Annotated in this window: 20 protein-coding genes; 9 read left to right on the top strand and 11 right to left on the bottom strand. The window is 47.1% G+C overall.

The genetic code is table 11. The features are described from left to right. Positions 1 to 266 precede the first annotated feature (266 nt). Positions 267 to 1187 carry a radical SAM protein gene (locus tag CVV44_09555; protein ID PKL39102.1) on the top strand — a complete coding sequence of 307 codons (921 nt, stop codon included), beginning with the start codon at positions 267 to 269 and terminating at the stop codon, positions 1185 to 1187. A gap of 51 nt (positions 1188 to 1238) precedes the next feature. Here the strand turns inward: CVV44_09555 and CVV44_09550 are convergent, their stop codons facing one another. The 5 genes from CVV44_09550 to CVV44_09530 all read right to left on the bottom strand — a co-directional run bounded on the left by CVV44_09550 (position 1239) and on the right by CVV44_09530 (position 6800). Continuing rightward, the gene (locus tag CVV44_09550; GenBank protein ID PKL39101.1) at positions 1239 to 1865 is read right to left on the bottom strand and encodes a hypothetical protein; all 627 of its coding nucleotides are present in this window, start codon (positions 1863 to 1865) and stop codon (positions 1239 to 1241) included. Further along, positions 1862 to 3040, bottom strand: a complete 1179-nt coding sequence (locus CVV44_09545; protein ID PKL39100.1) for an aspartate aminotransferase — start codon at positions 3038 to 3040, stop codon at positions 1862 to 1864. The genes CVV44_09550 and CVV44_09545 overlap by 4 nt, the downstream gene beginning before the upstream one ends. A gap of 12 nt (positions 3041 to 3052) precedes the next feature. Next, entirely contained in the window at positions 3053 to 3793 is a 741-nt protein-coding gene (locus tag CVV44_09540) for a hypothetical protein (protein ID PKL39099.1), read from the bottom strand. Between the two features lie 62 nt (positions 3794 to 3855). Continuing rightward, positions 3856 to 6567, bottom strand: a complete 2712-nt coding sequence (locus tag CVV44_09535; GenBank protein PKL39098.1) for a pyruvate, phosphate dikinase — start codon at positions 6565 to 6567, stop codon at positions 3856 to 3858. 26 nt (positions 6568 to 6593) lie between these two features. Further along, positions 6594 to 6800, bottom strand: a complete 207-nt coding sequence (locus tag CVV44_09530) for a hypothetical protein (GenBank protein PKL39097.1) — start codon at positions 6798 to 6800, stop codon at positions 6594 to 6596. A 273-nt stretch (positions 6801 to 7073) separates the two neighbouring features. Here CVV44_09530 and CVV44_09525 point away from each other — a divergent pair, with 273 nt between their 5' ends. The 7 genes from CVV44_09525 to CVV44_09495 all read left to right on the top strand — a co-directional run bounded on the left by CVV44_09525 (position 7074) and on the right by CVV44_09495 (position 12917). Beyond that, on the top strand, positions 7074 to 8162 hold the full coding sequence (locus CVV44_09525; protein ID PKL39096.1) for a sensor domain-containing diguanylate cyclase: 1089 nt from the start codon (positions 7074 to 7076) through the stop codon (positions 8160 to 8162). A gap of 31 nt (positions 8163 to 8193) precedes the next feature. Next, positions 8194 to 9042, top strand: coding sequence for a hypothetical protein (locus tag CVV44_09520; GenBank protein ID PKL39095.1), 849 nt, complete (start codon positions 8194 to 8196; stop codon positions 9040 to 9042). 77 nt (positions 9043 to 9119) lie between these two features. After that, the gene (locus CVV44_09515) at positions 9120 to 9323 is read left to right on the top strand and encodes a hypothetical protein (GenBank protein ID PKL39094.1); all 204 of its coding nucleotides are present in this window, start codon (positions 9120 to 9122) and stop codon (positions 9321 to 9323) included. Between the two features lie 226 nt (positions 9324 to 9549). Beyond that, positions 9550 to 9801, top strand: coding sequence for a hypothetical protein (locus CVV44_09510; protein PKL39093.1), 252 nt, complete (start codon positions 9550 to 9552; stop codon positions 9799 to 9801). A gap of 135 nt (positions 9802 to 9936) precedes the next feature. Continuing rightward, positions 9937 to 10779: a 3-hydroxybutyryl-CoA dehydrogenase gene (locus CVV44_09505; GenBank protein ID PKL39092.1), complete on the top strand. Its 843-nt coding sequence runs from the start codon at positions 9937 to 9939 to the stop codon at positions 10777 to 10779. A 41-nt stretch (positions 10780 to 10820) separates the two neighbouring features. Beyond that, entirely contained in the window at positions 10821 to 11192 is a 372-nt protein-coding gene (locus CVV44_09500; GenBank protein ID PKL39091.1) for a hypothetical protein, read from the top strand. 21 nt (positions 11193 to 11213) lie between these two features. Beyond that, positions 11214 to 12917 carry a hypothetical protein gene (locus CVV44_09495; GenBank protein ID PKL39090.1) on the top strand — a complete coding sequence of 568 codons (1704 nt, stop codon included), beginning with the start codon at positions 11214 to 11216 and terminating at the stop codon, positions 12915 to 12917. A gap of 6 nt (positions 12918 to 12923) precedes the next feature. Here CVV44_09495 and lysS read toward each other — a convergent pair whose 3' ends face one another. The 4 genes from lysS to CVV44_09475 form a co-directional block, all read right to left on the bottom strand. After that, positions 12924 to 14411, bottom strand: a complete 1488-nt coding sequence (gene lysS / locus CVV44_09490; GenBank protein PKL39089.1) for a lysine--tRNA ligase — start codon at positions 14409 to 14411, stop codon at positions 12924 to 12926. 276 nt (positions 14412 to 14687) lie between these two features. Beyond that, on the bottom strand, positions 14688 to 15188 hold the full coding sequence (locus CVV44_09485; protein ID PKL39088.1) for a thiol peroxidase: 501 nt from the start codon (positions 15186 to 15188) through the stop codon (positions 14688 to 14690). A gap of 171 nt (positions 15189 to 15359) precedes the next feature. Continuing rightward, complete coding sequence (locus tag CVV44_09480; protein ID PKL39087.1) at positions 15360 to 16283, bottom strand: hypothetical protein; 924 nt, start codon at positions 16281 to 16283, stop codon at positions 15360 to 15362. A gap of 12 nt (positions 16284 to 16295) precedes the next feature. Then, on the bottom strand, positions 16296 to 16667 hold the full coding sequence (locus tag CVV44_09475) for a PilZ domain-containing protein (GenBank protein ID PKL39086.1): 372 nt from the start codon (positions 16665 to 16667) through the stop codon (positions 16296 to 16298). Between the two features lie 528 nt (positions 16668 to 17195). Here CVV44_09475 and CVV44_09470 point away from each other — a divergent pair. After that, positions 17196 to 18323 (top strand): radical SAM protein, encoded by a 1128-nt coding sequence (locus CVV44_09470; GenBank protein ID PKL39085.1) that lies wholly within the window; start codon positions 17196 to 17198, stop codon positions 18321 to 18323. Positions 18324 to 18390: 67 nt separating this feature from the next. Here the strand turns inward: CVV44_09470 and CVV44_09465 are convergent, their stop codons facing one another. Both CVV44_09465 and CVV44_09460 read right to left on the bottom strand, forming a co-directional pair. Then, positions 18391 to 19308: a cation-efflux pump gene (locus CVV44_09465; GenBank protein ID PKL39084.1), complete on the bottom strand. Its 918-nt coding sequence runs from the start codon at positions 19306 to 19308 to the stop codon at positions 18391 to 18393. Positions 19309 to 19499: 191 nt separating this feature from the next. Further along, the gene (locus CVV44_09460; GenBank protein PKL39083.1) at positions 19500 to 20474 is read right to left on the bottom strand and encodes a DUF898 domain-containing protein; all 975 of its coding nucleotides are present in this window, start codon (positions 20472 to 20474) and stop codon (positions 19500 to 19502) included. Positions 20475 to 20669 lie beyond the last annotated feature (195 nt).

Here is a 20669-nt window from a genome sequence, read left to right as displayed (position 1 = left end):
AGACCTTTGAGCAGTGTGTGGAGAAATTTCTCTGGTTTGAAGAGGCATATCGTAAAAGGCTGGCGTTGTATTTTTAAAAAATATGCCGGGTCAGAGCAATCACTATGTTATCTCATATTTGCACATAAAGTCCTATCTAATGTATTGCATTTTGAATTATTCTGTGATAAATTTAAGTTACACTCTGTCTATTATAGTATTCCAGACAGATTTATATCATATATAACATCAAACACCAATCAACGTACAGGTACCGGAGCCCTGCTTTGAATCCAGGCTATATCTTACTCTTTGAATCAGGAGAACTGTCACGGCGTGCCGATGCACTGTATGAAATCCTGAAAAAATGCACGCTCTGTCCACATCAGTGTCGGGTTGACAGGACTAAAGGTCAGGGGGGTAAATGTCGCAGTGGCATACTTCCCATTGTCTCATCATATAGTCCTCATTTTTGCGAAGAATCATGCCTTGTTGGCCGTGGGGGGTCTGGCACCATATTCTTTGCCAACTGCAACCTGGCCTGCATTTACTGCCAGAATTATGAAATCTCCCATCTCAGTGCCGGCAAAGAGGTTACCTGTGAAGAACTGGCAGATATAATGCTTCTTCTTCAGACTCAGGGATGCCATAATATAAATTGTGTATCCCCCTCACATATGGTCTATCCTATTGTCCGTGCCTTGGAAAGTGCCATCCCCAGGGGACTGAAACTGCCCCTGGTTTACAACAGCGGGGGATACGATGCCGTTGAAACTATCGAGCTCCTTTCGGATATTTTCGATATATACATGCCTGACATGAAATATATGGATTCCCATGTCTCCGGGGAACTAAGCGGCGCCCCGGACTATCCAGCTATTGCCATGGCCGCATTGCGGGAAATGTATCGCCAGGCAGGCGACCTTCGTTTTGACAACACCGGCATAGCTGTCAGGGGGCTTCTTGTACGCCACCTGGTACTTCCCAATAACATGGCAGGCACCGACCGGGTTCTGGCCTTTCTGGCTGCTCTGTCCCCGGACACCTACGTAAATATAATGGATCAGTATCATCCCGAATTTAATGCGAAACAATGCTTTGATCTGCGGCGAAGAATTACGCTTGATGAGTTCGATGAAGCTGTGGGGTGGGCACAGAAGCATGGTCTGACCCGCATTGACAAAGTATGGCAACCTCGAAGGAAATAATAATCAATCTAAAAAACGATAGCATCCAATACGGGAAGAACCTGCCGAGGGTTACTCGCGGTACACGCTGAAGATATAGTCCAGAACTTTACCGCGGTCCCTTTCACTCATGCCGGTGAGCCTGACGAGATATGTTCCTTCTCCTCTTTCTTCGTATTTCCCGACAATTTCAACATCTTCATCAAAAACATGGATGTGTCCGTAAAGCAGACTGACGGCTGAAAGATTATCAGTGCAGGTAAAAACCATCTCACGGTCACTCATTTCCGTGATAAGCCCCGTGTGGAATTTAATTTCTTCACTGGTAAAACTTTTTTCAATCTTCTTTGAATTAAAAATAAAAAATTGAAAGGGAACTGAAACCTGTGCCGTGAGACATAGCCGCTCCTCGTTGCGCCTGATCTCTTCGGTATGGCTGAGAAAAAGTATCCTCTCTCCCTGCGTTATCCTTCCCGTAATCGTGCAGGAAAATTCATATGAGGCCACATCTTCCACCCACAGGTACGCTTCAATGGAACTTCCGTCGGGAATAGAATTATAAAAATCCTCATCGGACAGGGTTGCCATGTATCTGTCATTATTATCTATAATAGTCAGCCTTGAATATCCAAAGCCTTTTTTATAGACCCTGAGAACACTGTCCACGGGAATGCGTTTTGTCGATTCGAGTTTTTTCATGCCTTTGTATCGTATGATTCCAGGGCCTCTTTGAATTTCGGAATCGATTTCCTGATGGTCGATTCGGGCACACAATAGGCTAATCTGAAATAGCCCGGCCCGCCGAAACCGACTCCCGGCACTGCCAGTACATTGAATTTCTGGAGATGCCGGACAAAGGCCACGTCATCATCGGTAGGCGCTTTACAGAAAAGATAGAAGGCTCCCTCGGGCGTGATAAAATCATACCCGGCAGACGAAAGGCCCTCAATGAAAATATCGCGCTTTTTCTTGTATATGCCCACATCCACGGTTACATTCAGAAGTTCGGCCACGACACGCTGCATCAGGGCCGGCGCATTGACATATCCCAGTATCCTGTTGCTCAGGATCATCCCCGCCATCACAAGGTCGAAGTCCTTACATGAAGGATGGAGAACCAGGTATCCGATGCGTTCGCCCGGGAGAGAAAGACTTTTTGAGTAGGAGGTAATCACTATCGATTCATTATAAAAGGCCAGAATACTGGGGACCTCGGCATTATCGTACACTATTTCGCGGTAAGGCTCATCGGAAATGAGGAAGATAGTCTGTCCCGTGGCACGGAGCATTTCCGTAAGATCGCTGATCTCCTGCCTGCTGTATATCTTCCCCGTAGGATTGTTGGGTGAGTTGATAATGACTGCCCGGGTTTTTTCGTTTATGGCTTGTTTGATATTCCCGACATTTATTGAAAAATCAGCAGCGGTATCAACGAGCACCATTTTCCCGCCATGATTGCCAATGTAGAACCCATACTCCACGAAATAGGGTTTAAGTACTATTACCTCGTCACCGGGATTCAGTATAGTCTTCAGTACCGTATTCATGCCCCCGGCAGCGCCGCAGGTCATGATGATACCTTCCGGCCTGACCATTACGCCGTGTTCCCGGGAAACCTTCCCCGCAATGGCTTCACGCACCGACAAGAAACCGGCATTGGGCATATATCCGTGAGAACCGGGTTTTCTCTCCCTCAACATGGTCTGCAGAGTGGAAAAAAATTCTTCCGGCGGCTCCAGGTCGGGATTTCCCAGGCTGAAGTCAAAGACATTTTCGGCGCCAAACTGCGCCTTCATCTTTGCCCCTTCCTCAAACATCTTGCGAATCCACGATGATTTTTCTATGGAATCCCTTATACCTTTTGCGATGGACATATGCGGTCTCCTTTATTTTTCAGCCAGTTTTTTCGCACGCAGCATATTTGCCAGGATCACCTTGTTTTCCATGTCCAGTGAATTGGCCTTTTTATAATATTCATAGGCCTCCTTGTTCTTCCCCAGCTTTTCCAGGCTCAGACCCATGTTGTTGAGAATCTCCGATGAATCGGGCCGTATTGCCAGGGCAACGGTAAAGGCCGTATTGGCGTCGCCATATTTTTCCAGCTTCATAAGTGCGATTCCCAGACCATTATAGGACATGTAGATCTCGGGATCCACGGAATTTGCCTTTTCGAAGAGTTCCTTGGCCCGCCAGTAATTCTGCCTGATCAGGGAGACCTTCCCCAGGACATAATAGAGCATGGCGCTATCTTTTACAGTCAGTCCCTTCCTGGCATAGGTCTCGGCATCGTTCAACAGTCCCTGTTCAGCAAGAAAAAGCGACAGGTCAATATAGGGATCTACGGTGTCCTTTTGTATATCCATACATCGTTTGAAATGGGATATCACCGCTTCCCTGTTTCCCAGTTTCCAGTGGTTGTGGGCGGCCAGGAATCGTATTTTGTAATTAGGGGCCCCTGCTTCCATGTCCCTGCTTACTTCAAGTTCATCACCCAGTTTTTTCAGAGACTCATCATACTTCTTTTCCTTGAAAAGCTTCAGGGCCTCATCATATGAGGCAAAAAGGTTGACGGTCATAAAAAGGATGGTTAGAGTAGCGGCGATTTTTTTCATCATTGTCCCCTGCATTATATTAATTAAATACAAAGGCGAAGATATTCATCTTCGCCTTTGCCGTATATCAGCTGTTACTATCCATTTTTAATTGCAGCCTGTGCCGCAGCCAGACGGGCAATGGGAACCCTGAAGGGTGAACAGCTCACATAATCAAGCCCTACCTTGTGGCAGAACTCTATGGAACTGGGCTCACCGCCGTGTTCACCGCAAATGCCGACCTTCAGGTCTTTCTTTACACTGCGTCCCTTTTCAACACCCATTTTCACCAGCTGCCCCACACCTTCCTGGTCCAGAACACGGAAGGGATCGGCGGCAAGTATTTTCTTATCGACATATTCCGGGAGAAACGTTCCGGAGTCGTCGCGGCTGTAGCCGAAGGTCATCTGGGTAAGGTCATTGGTGCCGAATGAGAAGAATTGTGCTTCTTTTGCGATCTCATCGGCGGTAAGAGCGGCCCTGGGAATCTCGATCATGGTTCCCACCATGTAATCGACCTTGATGCCCTTCTCTGCCATGACCTTTTCTGCCGTCTGAACGATTATTTCCTTCTGCAGGGAAAGTTCCTTCACGGCACCAACAAGCGGCACCATTACCTCGGGTTTCACATTCACACCCTCGGATTTAAGCTGGCATGCCGCTTCAAATATTGCACGTGCCTGCATTTCGGTAATTTCCGGATAGGTGATTCCGAGACGGCAGCCGCGGTGTCCCAGCATGGGATTGAATTCGTGAAGTGCTTCCACCTTGGCTTTTACCGCTTCAGCCGATATGCCCATCTCTTTGGCCATTTCCTTCTGCTGTGCCTCTTCATGGGGAACGAATTCATGAAGAGGGGGATCGAGGAGACGAATGGTCACGCCGAATCCCTCCATGGCCTTCAGGATGCCGTAAAAATCGCCGCGCTGTATGGGGAGCAGTTTCTCCAGCGCCTTCTTCCTGCCCTTCAGGTCATCGGCAAGAATCATCTCGCGGACCGCTTTGATGCGATCTCCCTCGAAAAACATATGTTCGGTGCGGCAGAGGCCTATACCCTGGGCGCCGAAATTGCGGGCAACCTGTGCGTCATGGGGAGTATCGGCGTTTGTCCTGATAGCAAGACGCTTCATTTCATCGGACCACTGCATGATGATACCGAAATTGCCGGAAAGCTCCGCGTCAATCGTGGGAACCTCGCCCATCATCACATCACCCGTTGTTCCGTCTATGGAGATATATTCTCCTTCTTTGATAACATTTCCGCCGACACGGATCTCCTTTTTACTGTAACTGATATCCAGGGAGCCGCAGCCCGATACGCAGCATTTGCCCATACCGCGCGCAACAACAGCAGCGTGTGAGGTCTGACCGCCGCGCTGGGTCAGAATTCCCTGTGCTGCGCTCATGCCCTTCAGGTCCTCGGGGGATGTTTCAATCCTTACCAGGATTACCTTTTCTCCTTTCTTATTCATCTCATCGGCGTCATCGGCATGGAACACCACCTTGCCTGTCCCCGCTCCGGGAGAAGCCGGCAGTCCCCTGGCGATAACCTTCCTTTGCGCCGCGGGATCAAAGGTGGGATGAAGGAGCTGGTCAAGGGAATCGGGGCTGATCCTGAGAAGAGCCGTCTTCTTGTCTATGAGGCCCTCATTCACCATGTCAACGGCGATGTTTACCGCGGCTGCCGCAGTCCGTTTGCCGTTCCGGGTCTGAAGCATCCAGAGTTTCTCGTTTTGGATCGTGAATTCAATATCCTGCATATCCTTATAATGCTTTTCCAGTTTGGTATACACATCCACCAGGGTTTTGTATACTGTCGGCATGGTCTCCTCAAGTGAGGGGTATTTGTTCTTGCGGTCGGAATCGGACACTCCATTATCCTTGGCCCATAACTGGGAACCGACCACGGTTACCTGCTGCGGAGTCCTGATGCCCGCCACAACGTCCTCGCCCTGGGCATTGATAAGATATTCTCCATAGAAACGGTTATCTCCATTGGCCGGGTCGCGTGTGAAGGCAACACCCGTGGCGCAGTCTTCACCCATGTTGCCAAAAACCATGGCCTGAACATTGACTGCCGTTCCCCAGCTGTCATCATAGCCGCTCATTTTTCTATAAAGAACGGCTCGGTCATTGTGCCAGGAACCGAAAACGGCTCCAATGGCGCCCCAGAGCTGCTCCCACGGGTCCGTGGGGAAATCAACGCCGAGACGTTTTTTGATCATGGCCTTGAAGCGTTTCACCAGTTCCTTCAGATCATCAACGGTAAGCTCCAGATCCTGTTTTACTCCCTTCTCTTCTTTGAGGTGATCCATGATTTCCTCGAAGGGGTCGATATCTTCCTTGTTCTCCGGTTTCATATCCATGACAACATCGCCGTACATCTGTACAAAACGCCGGTAGGAGTCCCATCCGAAACGCTCATTGCCGGATTTTCTGATAATGCCCTGCACCGTTTCATCATTGAGTCCCAGGTTCAGAACCGTGTCCATCATGCCGGGCATTGAAACGCGCGCTCCCGATCGGACCGAAAGGAGGAGAGGATTCTCTGGATCATTGAATTTTGCGCCCATGATCTTTTCGACTTCTTTCAACGCAGTTTCAACTTCTGTCTTCAGTCCTGCGGAATACTGCTTGTTATTATCATAATATTCAGTGCAAACCTCGGTGGTGATGGTAAAACCGGCAGGAACAGGTATACCCAGATTGGACATCTCGGCAAGGTTGGCCCCTTTTCCGCCAAGGAGATTTTTCATATCGGCTTTTCCCTCGGACTTGCCGCCGCCAAATACATAAACTCGTTTTGCCATGTGCGTTACTCCTCTATTGATAAAATTTATTTTCTGTTTTTTAAGAAGATAACAGAGATCAGCGGGCTTCTCATAAAAATATATTCTTGATCCTGAAAAGATATAATTTTCGTGAAACTGCCCAGCAGGTATTTAAAATCGTGAACTAATGTAATTACCGGATATTCTGTGTAAAGATTTTTTTCGCCGTTGGTTTTTATTATTTTCCCCCTTGTATTATCATGGACCGCCATTTTTTGCAAGCTCTTTACATTATTATTTTATGCAAAATAGTGAGTTGTCGCTCACCATTGATAATGATTATTTTCCGCTGATTAAAATTCATTTCTATTAAAAAAAGGCGTGCCGTGACATATAATGTCTGTTACCATAGGAGGTACATGTCCGGATAAGACCTTAATGATGCATAAACAGCCTATTATTACGGCATTATTCAATTAGCTGTAATATTGGTATAATTTTTTTTGATTATGTCCGATATTACCTGAAAGGGAATAGTACATCTTATGCCAGAGAAAGATTTTGATGAAAAAAATAATTCCTTCGCTGCCGGGAACATGTCCATGTATGAACGGAAAGTACAGGAGCATGAGCGGAAGATTTATGACCTTAAAAACCTGATCAACCTGGGAATCAGCCTTTCCTCCAACCTGGACTTTGAGAGCCTGGTGGAATCAATCCTTTACAGCTGCATTGGTCAGTTGTTTCTTGATAAAGTGGTCATTCTCCTCCAGGTGGACATCGACGTGGACAACTACTATATACATATGGCCAAGGGTTACGATGAGGAATTCAACAGAGATCGTATAATTCTGAAAAGCGATTCCCCTCTCCTCAAGGCTCTGTCTGAAAATCCCTTTCCCTCTCTTTTCGATGAACTCATGCAGAACAGTGACCTAACCGGTGATCTCAATGAACTCTCCATGCTGCAGCCCAATCTGATTGTACCTATGAAATCAAAAAACTCTCTCAATGGATTGATCATTCTCGGCAGCAAACTCACGGGCGAATCAATAACGTATAGTGAAATTGAATTTCTTCAGGATCTGGCAAAATTTGCGGCCATTGCCGTGGAGAATTCACGTCTCTACCGGATGGCGACTCTGGACCGGATGACCCGTCTCTTCATACATCACTATTTCCAGGAACGGCTCGTCGAGGAAATCAAACGTTCCAACAGGGGGAAGACTCCCCTTACCATCATCATGTCCGATATCGATCATTTTAAAAAATTCAATGACACCTACGGACATCAACAGGGTGATATCGTCCTCAAAGAGGCGGCACGGCTCTTCAGGAACAACACACGAAGTATCGACATACCCGCGCGCTACGGGGGAGAGGAGTTCGCCATTATACTGCCGGAAACAGATCTGACGGCAGGGATCAATATCGCAAAGCGCCTCCGACAGGTTATCGAGGAGCATGAATTCCCCGGACAGGACACACCCCTGCATGTCACTATCAGCCTCGGTGTGGCCATGTATAATCCCGAAATTGATTTTGATAAAAAAGACCTTATCGGCCGCGCCGATTCCGCCATGTACAAGGCAAAGGAATCGGGCAGGAACAAGGTCGTTGCCCATAAAGGCTGAAAAATAAAGCGGCGCAGAACATTGAAAAAATATGGAGAAAAAAAGGATGATAGATTCAGCTCTGACAGAACGAATGGTTCACGCACAGAAACTGGAAAAGGGCGGCGATTACATGACAGCCGTCAGTGAATATAAATCCATAATTGCGGAAAACACCCATCATCGTGAAGCGCACCTGAGTCTGGGATATGTCTATTCTCTACTGGGGAAATACCCGGAAGCACTTAAATGTTATGAGTCTGCCCTGAAGCTGGGAAGTGATTATCTTATATTTTTCAATATCGGCAGCATCTATTACAAGACCGGTGATTATAAAAAGTCCGTTATAAACCTGGAGCGGTCCAGGAAAATCAACGGCAGGTTTTCCCTTTCAACACTGGTAATAGGCCTTTGCTACAGCCGCATGAATAATATAAGGGCCGCGGAAGAAAATTTTCAGAAAGTACTTTCCATGTGGCCGGGAAACCGCGTCGCCCTTACGGCGCTCTCAATAATCTATTTCAATCAAAGCAACTTTGACAAATCCCTGGAACTGGTGGACAGGCTCATTGAGTTGAATCAGAATAATTTCAAGATCCGCGAATTCAAATCAACCATTCTGTTCCGTGCCGGCAGAATGGTTGAATCCGCAGCAGAGATAAAAAACATCAGCCGGGTCACCGATGGCTGCCGCCTTTATAATGATTTTATTAAATCAGTCCCCGTAGAAGTACTGACGGACCGTTTCGGCACCATTGAGGAAAAGATCGACATTCTCCATGAAAAGGCGGAGCATGACAGCAGCAGTCTTATCAGTCTCAGCCTGTGCCATCTTTTCAAGGGTGAAACGGATGCAGCCCTGGACTATCTTTTTGAGGCCAGGAAAAGGCTCTTAAATTAACAGGTCTTGTGTAATTTGACTTGCAATTAATGCCCGTTGATTATACGGTAAATCTAATAAGAACGTGAAGTCTAACTATGAAAAAACCAAAATGTAAACTGCCCGACATCATACAATCGTCCCATCTCATCGGCCTCACCATAGCAAAACTAAAAGAGGCCGGCTACATGGACCAGGTGCACATATTCATAAACGAAGTAAAAAACAAAAACTCCAATTTCTCCTATGATGAAATACTTGTTATCGCCGAGAGATTTGTTGATTTTTATACAGAAGAATAAATTATACCGGAAAACCCTATCCAACCAGCCCGCTTTGAAATTCTTTCAGTCATTTGCATTCCTATAATTGCATGTATTGCGCATTTTTATACATCAATACAGTGTATTACATACATTAAAACCCGCTTTTGGATTGAGTGTAATTTTTGACATTGACATTTAGTACAAAATTTATTATTCTTTTAGAGATTGGCTGTTTATTATTTCCGCGTGGAGGTTGCTTTACATGGAGCAGCATTTCTATATGTTGATCGCCTCTGTTGTTATAGTGGTTATTCTTTTCCTATCCTTTGTCATAGTCACCAGGAACAAGAATCAAAATAACCCGCTCCAGGAGCGCCGCAATACCGAAAGAAGACAATCAAATTACGAACGGCGCGTAAATGACGCCTTTGCCAACCTCGAGTATTTTGAAGAACGACGGAAAAAGGATAGAAGAAATAACCGACGGCGTGAAGATGATCCATCTGAAAATTAAATTAACAAGTTCGCCATTTCCACCATTGTCCACTTAACTTCCACCCTTACTGTTAAATCCCCCTGTTTTTTTCTTGCTTTATTATTTTTGTCGTTTCATAGTATCCGCTACATCACGGGGGGGGCGAGGAATAAAATGAAAATTTTTGGCATAGTCGGAACAGGGACCATGGGGACGGATATCGCCCACATCGCCGCGGAAGCGGGTTTTGAGGTCTTCATGTATGATATTGACCAGACACAGTCCCGCAATGCCTTCAACACCATCCAGGACCGTTTTAACCGCTATGTCCAGCAGGGCCGTGTCCCCAAGGAACGGGTCGGTGAAATCACCACGAGGATTAAATTCTTCCCACATATGAAGAATCTATGTAAAGCCGATATTGTGATCGAAAGCGTATCGGAAGACCTGGCCACGAAAAAGCAGGTATTCAGGGAACTCGATGCAACATGCAAGGCCGATGCGGTGCTCGCTACCAACACCTCCTCAATTTCCGTAACGGCCATCGCCTCGGCGACGAAACGGCCGGAATCGGTGATTGGCATACATTTTCTTATCCCTGCCAGAACTATGAACCTGGTGGAGATAATCAGCGGTCTCTCCACCACGAGGGAAACCTTTGAGATGACCCGGCAGGCAGTGAAAAAGCTGGGGAAAAAACACGTGGAGGCCCGGGACTTCCCCGGATTCCTGGTAAACCGCATGCTCATGCCCATGATCAATGAATCAATTCAGCTCCTCTATGAAGGTGCGGCGCCGGCTGAGACAATCGACAAGGTAATGACACAGGGGCTGCATCAGCCCATGGGTCCCCTGGCCCTGGCGGACATGATAGGACTTGATGTTATCCTGGCCGTTCTTGAAGAGATGTACCGGGGATACGGTGATCCCAAATATCGTCCCTGTCCCCTTCTCCGCCAATATATATCGGCCGGCTGGCTTGGCGAAAAAACAGGCCGGGGCTTCTATATCTATTGAAAGCGTAACAGTAAGAATATAATTACAGACAGGAGCAGCCCATGACTGAAAAAAGCCTTTCGTTCACCTATCTCAAAGATAAAAAAATACTTATTGCTCACGTAAACGAATCCGTACTCGATAAAGATAAAGCCGATGCGGTATTCGCCATATCTGAAAAAGAACTACCGTCCCAGCCTGAGCACGAGGGTTTCATTCTTGATGTGGTTAAAGTCAGGGAAGTCTCCGATCCTGCCCTGGGAATTCTCATGAAATCAATGGGCCTGGTAAAAAAGGCCAAAAATTATATGATCCTTGTTATCTCGGAAGATCTGCTTCAGGATGTCATGGTCCGTCATCCCGTTCTGTTCGACTATTATGCCGTTTTCCCCTCTATCGATGAGGCAGTAGTCTTCATCGATAAAAACAGATAGTTGATAAAAGGAATATTTCCCATGAAACTCACGAAGAAAAGAACAGGATTTCTTATAGCCGTCCTCGTCCTTGCCGCCGCCGTATACGCCGTTATACCGTCATCGATATCGCTGCCCGAACCGGGTCCGGAAACACTCCTCTTCAACGGGAAGATACTAACGGTCGACAAAAACAATCCCTCCGCAGAGGCCGTTATTCTTTTAAAAGGGAAAATTCTTTTCGCCGGATCACTGAAGGAGGCGGAAACCCGCGTATCAGCAAACGCAGACCGGATCGACCTCAAGGGACGAACCCTCATCCCGGGGTTTAACGATAATCACACCCATACCTTTGCCGCCGGAATCTTCTATGAATCGCCGGTTCTCTGGGGCAAAAGCTGTGAGGAGATAGGGGATATAATAAAACTCGAGGCCTCACGGAAAAAACCCGGCGAGCTGATAACGGGAAATTCCTGGGACTATACGACCTGCCCGAAGCCCCATAAATCCATGCTGGACAAAGCAGCGCCGCATAACCCCGTCATGCTGATACAATTCTCGGCCCATGCCGCATGGGTGAATTCACGGCAACTCGAAGAAATGGATATCAACGGGAATACGCCTGATCCGAAAGGAGGGCAGATCGTCAGGGATGAAAAAGGCAAACCCACGGGCATCCTCAGGGACACGGCCATGGGAACCTCGGGATATTCCCAGTATACATCTAACCTTCTTATCGGCAAAAACCACCGCCGGGTTATCGATGTCATGCTGGAGAAATACCGCGAGGCGGGGATCACCTCCGTCCAGGACAATACCTGGGAGCCCCTTACGGGGCGTCTTTTAGCGGAATACCGGAACGACGGCAGCCTCACCTGCCGCTTCACCTGCTGGCCCATAGGCGAACCGTCCATGGCGCAGGTACTCATGAAAGCCGTATCCTATGATGATGAATGGATACGGCCGGGTCTTTTAAAATATTTTGCCGATGGCGCCTTTTCCACTCGCACGGCATGGCTCCTTGACAAGGCCTATGCCGATGAACCGGGCAACTTCGGCAGTCCCCGTTACAGCGATGCTGAAATGAACGAGATAGTCCTGAAGGCCGCCCGGGATAAAAAACAGCTGACCTTCCATGCCATCGGCGATGCTGCGGTACGCCAGTTTCTCAATGCCGTGGAAAAAGCACAGTCCCTGTATCCCTGGACAAAAGAATTGCGCTTCCGCATGGAACACGTCCAGATTGTAGCTCCTGAAGATATTGAAAGGATCGGGAAACTCGGTGTGGTGGCATGTGTTCAGCCCTTTGCCATGTGTGATCCAGTAAAGGACAATAAGCTCCTGGGATATAAGCGGGCACAGAGGGCATATCCCTTCCACTCCCTTTTTAAAAAGGGGGTGCCTCTCGCCTTCGGTTCCGACGCTCCCGCGGAAGTGGATTTTACCCCCCTTCTGGGCATCTATTATGCGGTTACAAGAAAAAGCAAGGATGGGAAACACGGCCCTCTCAATGCCGGGGAACGTTTCTCTCCGTATGAAGCCCTCTACTGCTATACCATGGGATCAGCCTATGCCGAATTCATGGAAAATAAAAAGGGTTCCATAACTGCCGGCAAGGTGGCCGATCTGGTAATCCTCTCCGATGATCTCACGGCAGTGAAGCCGGAAAAGATCAAGGATATCGAAATTCTCATGACCATATCGGGCGGCAGGATCGTCTATCGGAACAAGCGATTCCCGAAGTGACCGGCATCATTCCTGTTCCGGCTTCATGGTGGGGAAAAGGAGTACGTCCCGTATCGACGTTTCACCGGTAAGCAGCATGACAAGCCGGTCAATGCCGATTCCCAGGCCACCCGTGGGCGGCATCCCCACCTCGATAGCCTGAACAAAATTTTCATCCATGGGCGGGGCCTCTTCATCAACCTCTCTTCGCAGGGACTGTTCGTACAATGTCTTTCTCTGGAAAACCGGATCATTGGACTCGCTGTAGGCATTGGCAAACTCTGTTCCGTTTATAAAAAGCTCGAAGCGCTGTAAAAACCGCTCATCATTGTAATCGGGTTTGCACAGGGGCGTGGTTTCCACGGGCTGGTGCGTTATGAACGTGGGCTGAACGAGCTTGTCCTCCACGAGCAATTCAAAAAGCTGGTCAATGGCGAGCCCCCGGATGTACTCTCCCTTTATGACGCCGCCGTGTTTATCAACGGCCTTTTCCAGTTCATCGTCGCTCATGGCCATCACATCAAGTCCGGCATATTCCTTCAGGGCATCCACAACCTTGAGCCGCCGCCACGGCGTTTTGAGCTCGATTTCCTTCCCGTCAAATTCAAGTTTCGTCTTTCCATGCACGGCAAGGGCCGTCTGCTCGAAAATATCCTCGGTGATCTTCATCATGTCTTCGTAATCGGCGTAGGCCTGGTAGAGTTCGAGCATGGTGAACTCGGGATTATGAGTCCTGTCGATACCCTCGTTCCTGAAACACTTGCCAATTTCATACACACGGTCGAACCCGCCCACGATAAGTCTTTTCAGATAGGGCTCCAGGGAAATACGCAGATAGAGCTTGATATTCAGGGCATTGTGATGGCTCGTAAAGGGCGATGCGGCGGCACCGCCGTAGATGGGCTGGAGTATGGGAGTTTCAACCTCATAGAAGTCGCGCTCGTTGAGCAGGTTTTTTATATGCCTGATTATCCTGATCCTGTCAATGAAGGTATCCCGGACACCGGGGGTAACAATGAGATCCACGTGCCGGTTGCGGTACCGCAGCTCCTTGTCGGCAAAAAGATCAAAGGTTTCACCGTCCTTCTCCTTAACGATGGGAAGGGGCCTGATATTTTTGGCAAGGAGAGTCAGTTCGGTGATAAATACGCTGATTTCACCGGCATTGGTCTTTTTTACCGTTCCCCTGACACCGATGATATCGCCGATATCGAGCTTTTTGAAAAGTTTATATTTTTCCTCGCCGATGTTCTTATCCGACACATAGAGCTGAATTCTTCCGTTTCTGTCCTGGATGGTGCAGAAACTGGCCTTCCCCATGATCCGCTGGGCCATGATCCGTCCGGCCACACTGACCTCGGTCTGGGACTCGAAAAATGAATCAAACCCTTCAACGATTCCGGAAGAATAATGTGTGACATCATAGCGGTAGGGAAAGGGATTGATCTTCATCTCATCCCTAATTTCTTTAATCTTGTCTTTTCGTATTTTTATCAGACTGCTTGTTTCTTCCATGATCATTCCTGCCCGGCTGCAATTTTTCACTGAGGATACTGCATTTTTTTGGTAAAGTGTTCCATGTCAAATTAATTTTGTAATTTTATGGAAGTGATGACCCGGGTGTGAATGTCTTTTACAGGAAGAGTAAACCCCGGCGAAGATAACCAATCTATACATAAACTGACAGCCGCCACCCCTGAGAGGGGTTTAAACTTGTTTAACAGTCCCCCTCCGGGGGATATAGGGGGCGGCGAGCGCCGATATTGGTATTTTAATAACGATTCAGGCTGATCAAGCCAGCATCTTTATAACAGCCTCATAATCGGGCTCTTGGGCAATTTCGGGAACCTGTTCCGTGTAAATGACTTTTCCCTTTTCATCAATGACCACCACGGCCCTGGAAAAAAGTCCCGCAAGGGGGCCATCCGTAATACGTACGCCATAATCCTCACCGAAGGATCTCTTCCGCATCTCCGAGAGAGAAACTACGTTTTCTATTCCTTCGGCCGTACAGAAGCGGCTGTGCGCGAAGGGTAGATCCATGGAGATACACAGCACCCGGGTGTTTTTCATCTTACCCGCCTCAACATTAAACCGGCGCACCGATGTGGCACAAACACTTGTGTCAAGGCTGGGAAAAATATTCAGGACTATCCTTTTCCCGCTGAAATCCCTGAGGGATATATCGGAGAGGTCCGTCTTTGTCAGCATGAAATCCGGAGCCGGGCTTCCTACTGCGGGAAGTATCCCCGTTGTATGTATGATATTTCCTTTTAATGTAATTTCCGACATGGCCTTCCTCCTCACTGTTAATGTTATAACCGACGTTGTAATTGAAGAGGTTCCTCTCTAGAACCTTTTCAGCATGTAAGCGGATGAGTGCCTGTAGATAAACAAAAGTTACGATGTTATAGGCACCTCTAAAAATCAGTTTTTTTCATTAACAATAAAATATTGAAAATTTCATACCCTGGCGAAATGAATGGCCTGTGAAACTGTCCTGTCGAGCCTGTAAAGCTCGGTCATATGCTCGGCAAGGCCTGTGTCACGTTCCATGTTTTCCTTAACGGTCTGAATCATCTGCTTAAGTTTAGTCAGATCGGCCTTCCTGTTGATGACACCGCTCTCAATGACTTGCTTCAAATAATCAAAATCGTATTTCCGCAAATGGACCCGGTAAAAAAAATCAACGCCGTAAATCCGCAGGAGGGTTTCCACCGGTACCTGTGATCGTTTTTCGTCATATTCCTGGAACTCATTGGTATCTACAGCCCTCCGCTTTCCCCGTTCTTCCGGTTTCTGCACGACCTCCCCGGCAACGGGCTTCAAACTCTTGCCCATCCCGGCAGCTACCCTTTCGTCGAGGAACTCGCCCTTTTCCTCGAGAATTTCGAGCAGCTTTTTTTCTTTGAAGTCCTCGGTGTATTCATTGTAATTCTTTTCCAGGAGCTTCTCGTATTCATCGAGCATGATAGCCTTGTTGGCTATAAAACCCATGGGTGTATTGCTTATAATATGAATCTTGGGAAAGAGCTCCTGTATGATCTGATGGACCATCAGGGGCTTCCCATATTCCTCCTGATAAAATTCTACAAGAAGATCCTGGAAAAAATGCTTCAACCTGCGAATCGTAGTCAGGTCCGCATCCAGATAAGCCTCAATTTTTTTTACATTACGCTGCTTATCCTCCTTGAGTATTTCAAAGGAGAGTATTTTATGTGATTCCCGTAAGATAGCGATAATCTGCACCAGCAGATCCGGTTCGATACCGGTAGCGGCCGTATATTCCTTAAAAAAAACATCGGAATGGGGAATAGCATCACGGTTTTCTTTCCTGTTGATGCGGAGTATATTATTGAAGACATCATCGATATAACTGCGAATCATAAAGCCTTACCGTCAATCCTTGATTTCCGTATCTACACGCGCCTCTTCAAATTCCTGAATAATTTTCCCACTGTCTGTCCTGTTAAAGGTCATTATATTGCGCAGGTGGATGTAGGAATCAAGGTCCATTTCCATGAAGCTGAAGGCTATACCGGCTTCTTCTTTCCTGATTATTTTCCCCTGGAGATTAAGACTGAGTTCTGAAGAGGAACCTGAAAGATGCACGATTATTTTGGTAATAGTATTTAAGCTCAGGTCTTCCCTCGTATTCATAAAAAGGCCATTAAGGCTGAGATTTTCCACATCGCCCTCAATGTTCCTGCCGTTATATTGAATAGAAGCCCTGACGTGAAATGGCACACGGGTCCTGGTTCTTTCGTCCATAAGAGTTACCTCTCTTGCTTTTATACCTGGTTTCTACTGTGATTATTATAATAAATGCCATCAAATATATCAAGCAATGTCTTTATATTATCAGCTATTATTTGTATAACAATCCCGTCGTTTTCCTGGAGTGTTTACTTTTGGTTTAGCCACGTGATTTTAGATATTACATGGATATCAACGTTACGGATGTCACACTAACGGCAGGCAGAATATCCTGCCTTCCTGCCGGTGACAAAAACAGACTTTTTACGCCCGGGAATCAGCCAAGGCGATTTTCTCAAATGGCGGCAGCATAATTGCACCACGGTCTTTGACGGGGACTGCACAGACAGAGGTAAATAAAAATAAGTAATCGACAAACTCGGTGGTTGTGTACTTCCCGCATTCAGTGGTTTTCAAATCTGTAAATATATTAGCATGGTTTCAATCAGATACAAGAACTTTTTTATTATATAAATTTACTTGCAACAAATACTATAGGAAGCGATCATATCATACACTATACTATTTTAAGCGGGAATAATCATGCATTACACTTTTGAACTTGGTCCCATCAGGCCTCCCAGCGAAGCCTCGAGCATTCTGCTGAGACTTACAAGAAACTGCCCCTGGAACCGCTGCGCTTTCTGCCCGGTATACAAGGGACAAAAATTTTCCCTGCGTACCCCCGAAGAGATCAGGCATGATATTGACAGTATGTATTTTATTGCCGCTGAAATACTGAAATGCACGAGTGAATCGGGGATCATCAACGGATCACTGATGCAGGACATTGCTTCAACCCATGGCATCGGGACTGAATATATTCAGCAGGTTGCCTTCTGGCTTCATCACGGCATGGAGAGCCTGTTCCTGCAGGATGCCGATTCACTTATAATGAAAACTACGGAGCTCGCGGATATTCTCAAATATATACGTGAAAAGTTTCCTACCATAAAACGCATAACATCTTATGCAAGGGCGCACACTGTAAGCCGTAAAAGCCCCGAGGAACTCCGCCAACTCAGGGAAGCGGGTCTTAACCGCATACACATCGGTATGGAATCCGGATCGGACAGCGTACTGGAAATGATACAGAAAGGAGTAACTGCCGAAAGGCAGATCGACGCCGGTAAAAAAGCCATGGACGCCGGATTTGAACTTTCCCAGTATTTTATGCCGGGATCAGGCGGCACTGAATTCTCCGGGGAAAACGCCCGGGAATCGGCCCGTGTTCTGAGCGCCATCAATCCCACTTTCATCCGCCTGCGCAGCACGATTCCCGTTCCCGGGACACCGCTTCACGATCTCATGCTTGCAGGAAAATGGACCCCGGTACCCGAGGAGGATAAAGTCAGGGAAATACGCCTCTTCATTGAAAATCTCGACAACATAACAAGCGTTTTGAAAAGTGACCACATCATGAATCTCATCGAGGACATCGAAGGCTCTCTTCCCGGAGACCGATCTATCATGACTGGAGTTATTGATTCATTTTTTAATATGGATCCCGATGACAGGGAAACCTACATCGTTGGCAGACGGACAGGACGGTACCGGTATCTCCGGGACTTCAGACCCGACCGGGAAACGGAAATCCTGAAACAGGACCTTAAAAACAGGTATGGCTCCCTTGACGCCGCCATGCTGGAAATACTCACCAACTATATTTAACCCCGGAACAGGTATTCATCAATTTTTTACCTGCACCGCGTGAAAAGACCTTTCATTTATTAATACATCACCGCTTTAGTGTCCGCGTGCATGCAATGAAGGGTTCCAGATGTATTATTACATCAATAATTCCCGGCCCGCTTTCAAGAAGCCGGTGTTTAACAGTGCGGGTGATCTCATGTCCGTCACGGACCGTCTTATCATCGTCCACCAGCACATGCAGGTCAAGAAAAAACCCCCTGCCGTGGCGCCGTGAACGAATGGCGTGAACCTCTTTTACTCCCTCCACCTCCAGGGCTATTGTTTTTATCCTCTCAATATCCCGCTGATCAGCGCCGCGGTCAGTGAGCTCCGATAGAGTCGGTTTAATAAGATCCCACGAAACTTTAGCTATAAAAAGAGATACAATGAAGGCGCCCAGGTGGTCAATGAATGCCAGGCCGGGTAAAAGTGATGCCAGCAATACGGCTATAAGAGCCGGGATTGAACTGAATGCATCGGACCGGTGATGCCAGGCGTTGGCGATGAGTGCCTGGGATTTTATTCTTTTTCCGACACGAACCGTCCAGTGGTAGAGATATTCTTTCAGTATTATGGAGAATGCGGCGCCAATAACGGCGATGAGTCTGGGCCGCACCACATCGGGATTCCGTATGGTGGAAATGGCATTCCACCCGATACCAATGCCTGCAGTAAAAAGAGCAAGGGCGATAAAAGCCGTAATGATCGTTTCAATACGCGAATGCCCGTAGGGATGATCCTCGTCGGCCGGGGCTGACCAGTACCGGACTCCGAAGAGTACGGCAACATCGGTTATTATGTCGGAAAAACTGTGGAAGGCGTCGGCAATTACAGCCTGACTTGACCCGGCAATACCGGTAATAAACTTAACGGCAGTAAGAAAAAGATTAACGCCAAGACCGATCCATGTTATACGCCTCGTTTCACGTGCCGGATCAGGTATCTGCTTAATACCGGTATTCATATTCCAATCCTTCAATGCTTCACCAGGTGATGCAACTGTTAAAGTGCAATTGGAGTTATAGTCTGGAACATAAATAATTTTGTCAAATAGTAATCAAATTTGTCAGAGAGGAGGCTGTTACATGAAAAGTACGATCCATTCCGCAGCACCGGCAGGACCGGTGCCATGGAATGTAAACAGATTTCATATCATTAGCCGATAAAATCAGCCAGCGTATCAAGAAGAGATCCCAGATCCTCTACCCCCGATGTAGTCGCCGAGGCATCCTTATCATCGATATTAACAAGACCGATAATATCGGGTTCAGCCGTTATGGACAGGGAATCGAGATAAACCTTCCGGATCCGCACAACGGCCCAGGCGAAGCCGATTCCAAACGTGAACATAACCAGTATGGTTGATATCAGCATGGCTCCAAAAAGCTGTCCTCCCGTCATGTCGGATTTGAAAGGCTTGCCCTGAAACAGCGTATGTTCCCAGTTGTACCTTTCAATGTCCGCGATGTACCACGGCACATATATGCCCAGGGTTATAATTGAAAGAAGAATCCCTTTTACAACCTTGAAAAGAAGATCCTTCCCGTTCCCCGTATACTCAAAACTTTCATTCCCTATTTTTGTATTGCCCATGATAAAGGCCGAAAGACTGCAGATGAACCATGGAGCATATATTCCCAGTGTTATTGCTGTAAGAACAAGACCCTTGATATAGATAACCAACATATCTGAGGGCCTTCCGGTAAAGCGGAAACGGTATTCCTTCCACGAGGTCCTGCTCAGATTATACCGCAGTGTTCCCACCTGTATGACGGGAATAAGTATTATAATTCCGCCGTATAAAAAAATCATTATTATAATGGCTGCTGCCTTCTCTCCAACGATGAATGACAGCAGTTTCATCAAGACAAACATAGCAGCACCCAGAACAATGACCATTGCTACTGCCTTGAGAAAACCGAAAAATCGCTCCTTCCCCGTGGCATGATAGCCGAACCGGCCGCCTAAAAATTCCAGGTTTTCATGAAAATATTTTTTAATCTTCACGCTTCCCCAGAAAAAATAAATTCCCAGAGTGAAAGGTATCAGTAGTGCGTTGATCAGATAAATGATAAACAGATCGCCGCCATTACCGGTAAACTGCAGGGATAATTTTTTGTTATCTTCCATATCTTTTTCTTATTTCCTCCCCTTTGAGCACTTATAAAGGCACGAATATCATATCATACATCCGGAAGCAGTCAAGACAATGCCATGCATCACGTGGATTAATTTGCTGATTTCTGGATAATTATATTGATGGCCCTCTGTTTTTGATCTATACTGAGGCAGTTTCATATAAACCACATATCAGCATAATCAGCG

Source organism: Spirochaetae bacterium HGW-Spirochaetae-1, from assembly GCA_002839375.1.
In the GTDB taxonomy this organism is placed as follows: Bacteria; Spirochaetota; UBA4802; order UBA4802; family UBA5550; genus PGXY01.
This window is presented reverse-complemented; position numbering and strand designations above follow the sequence as displayed.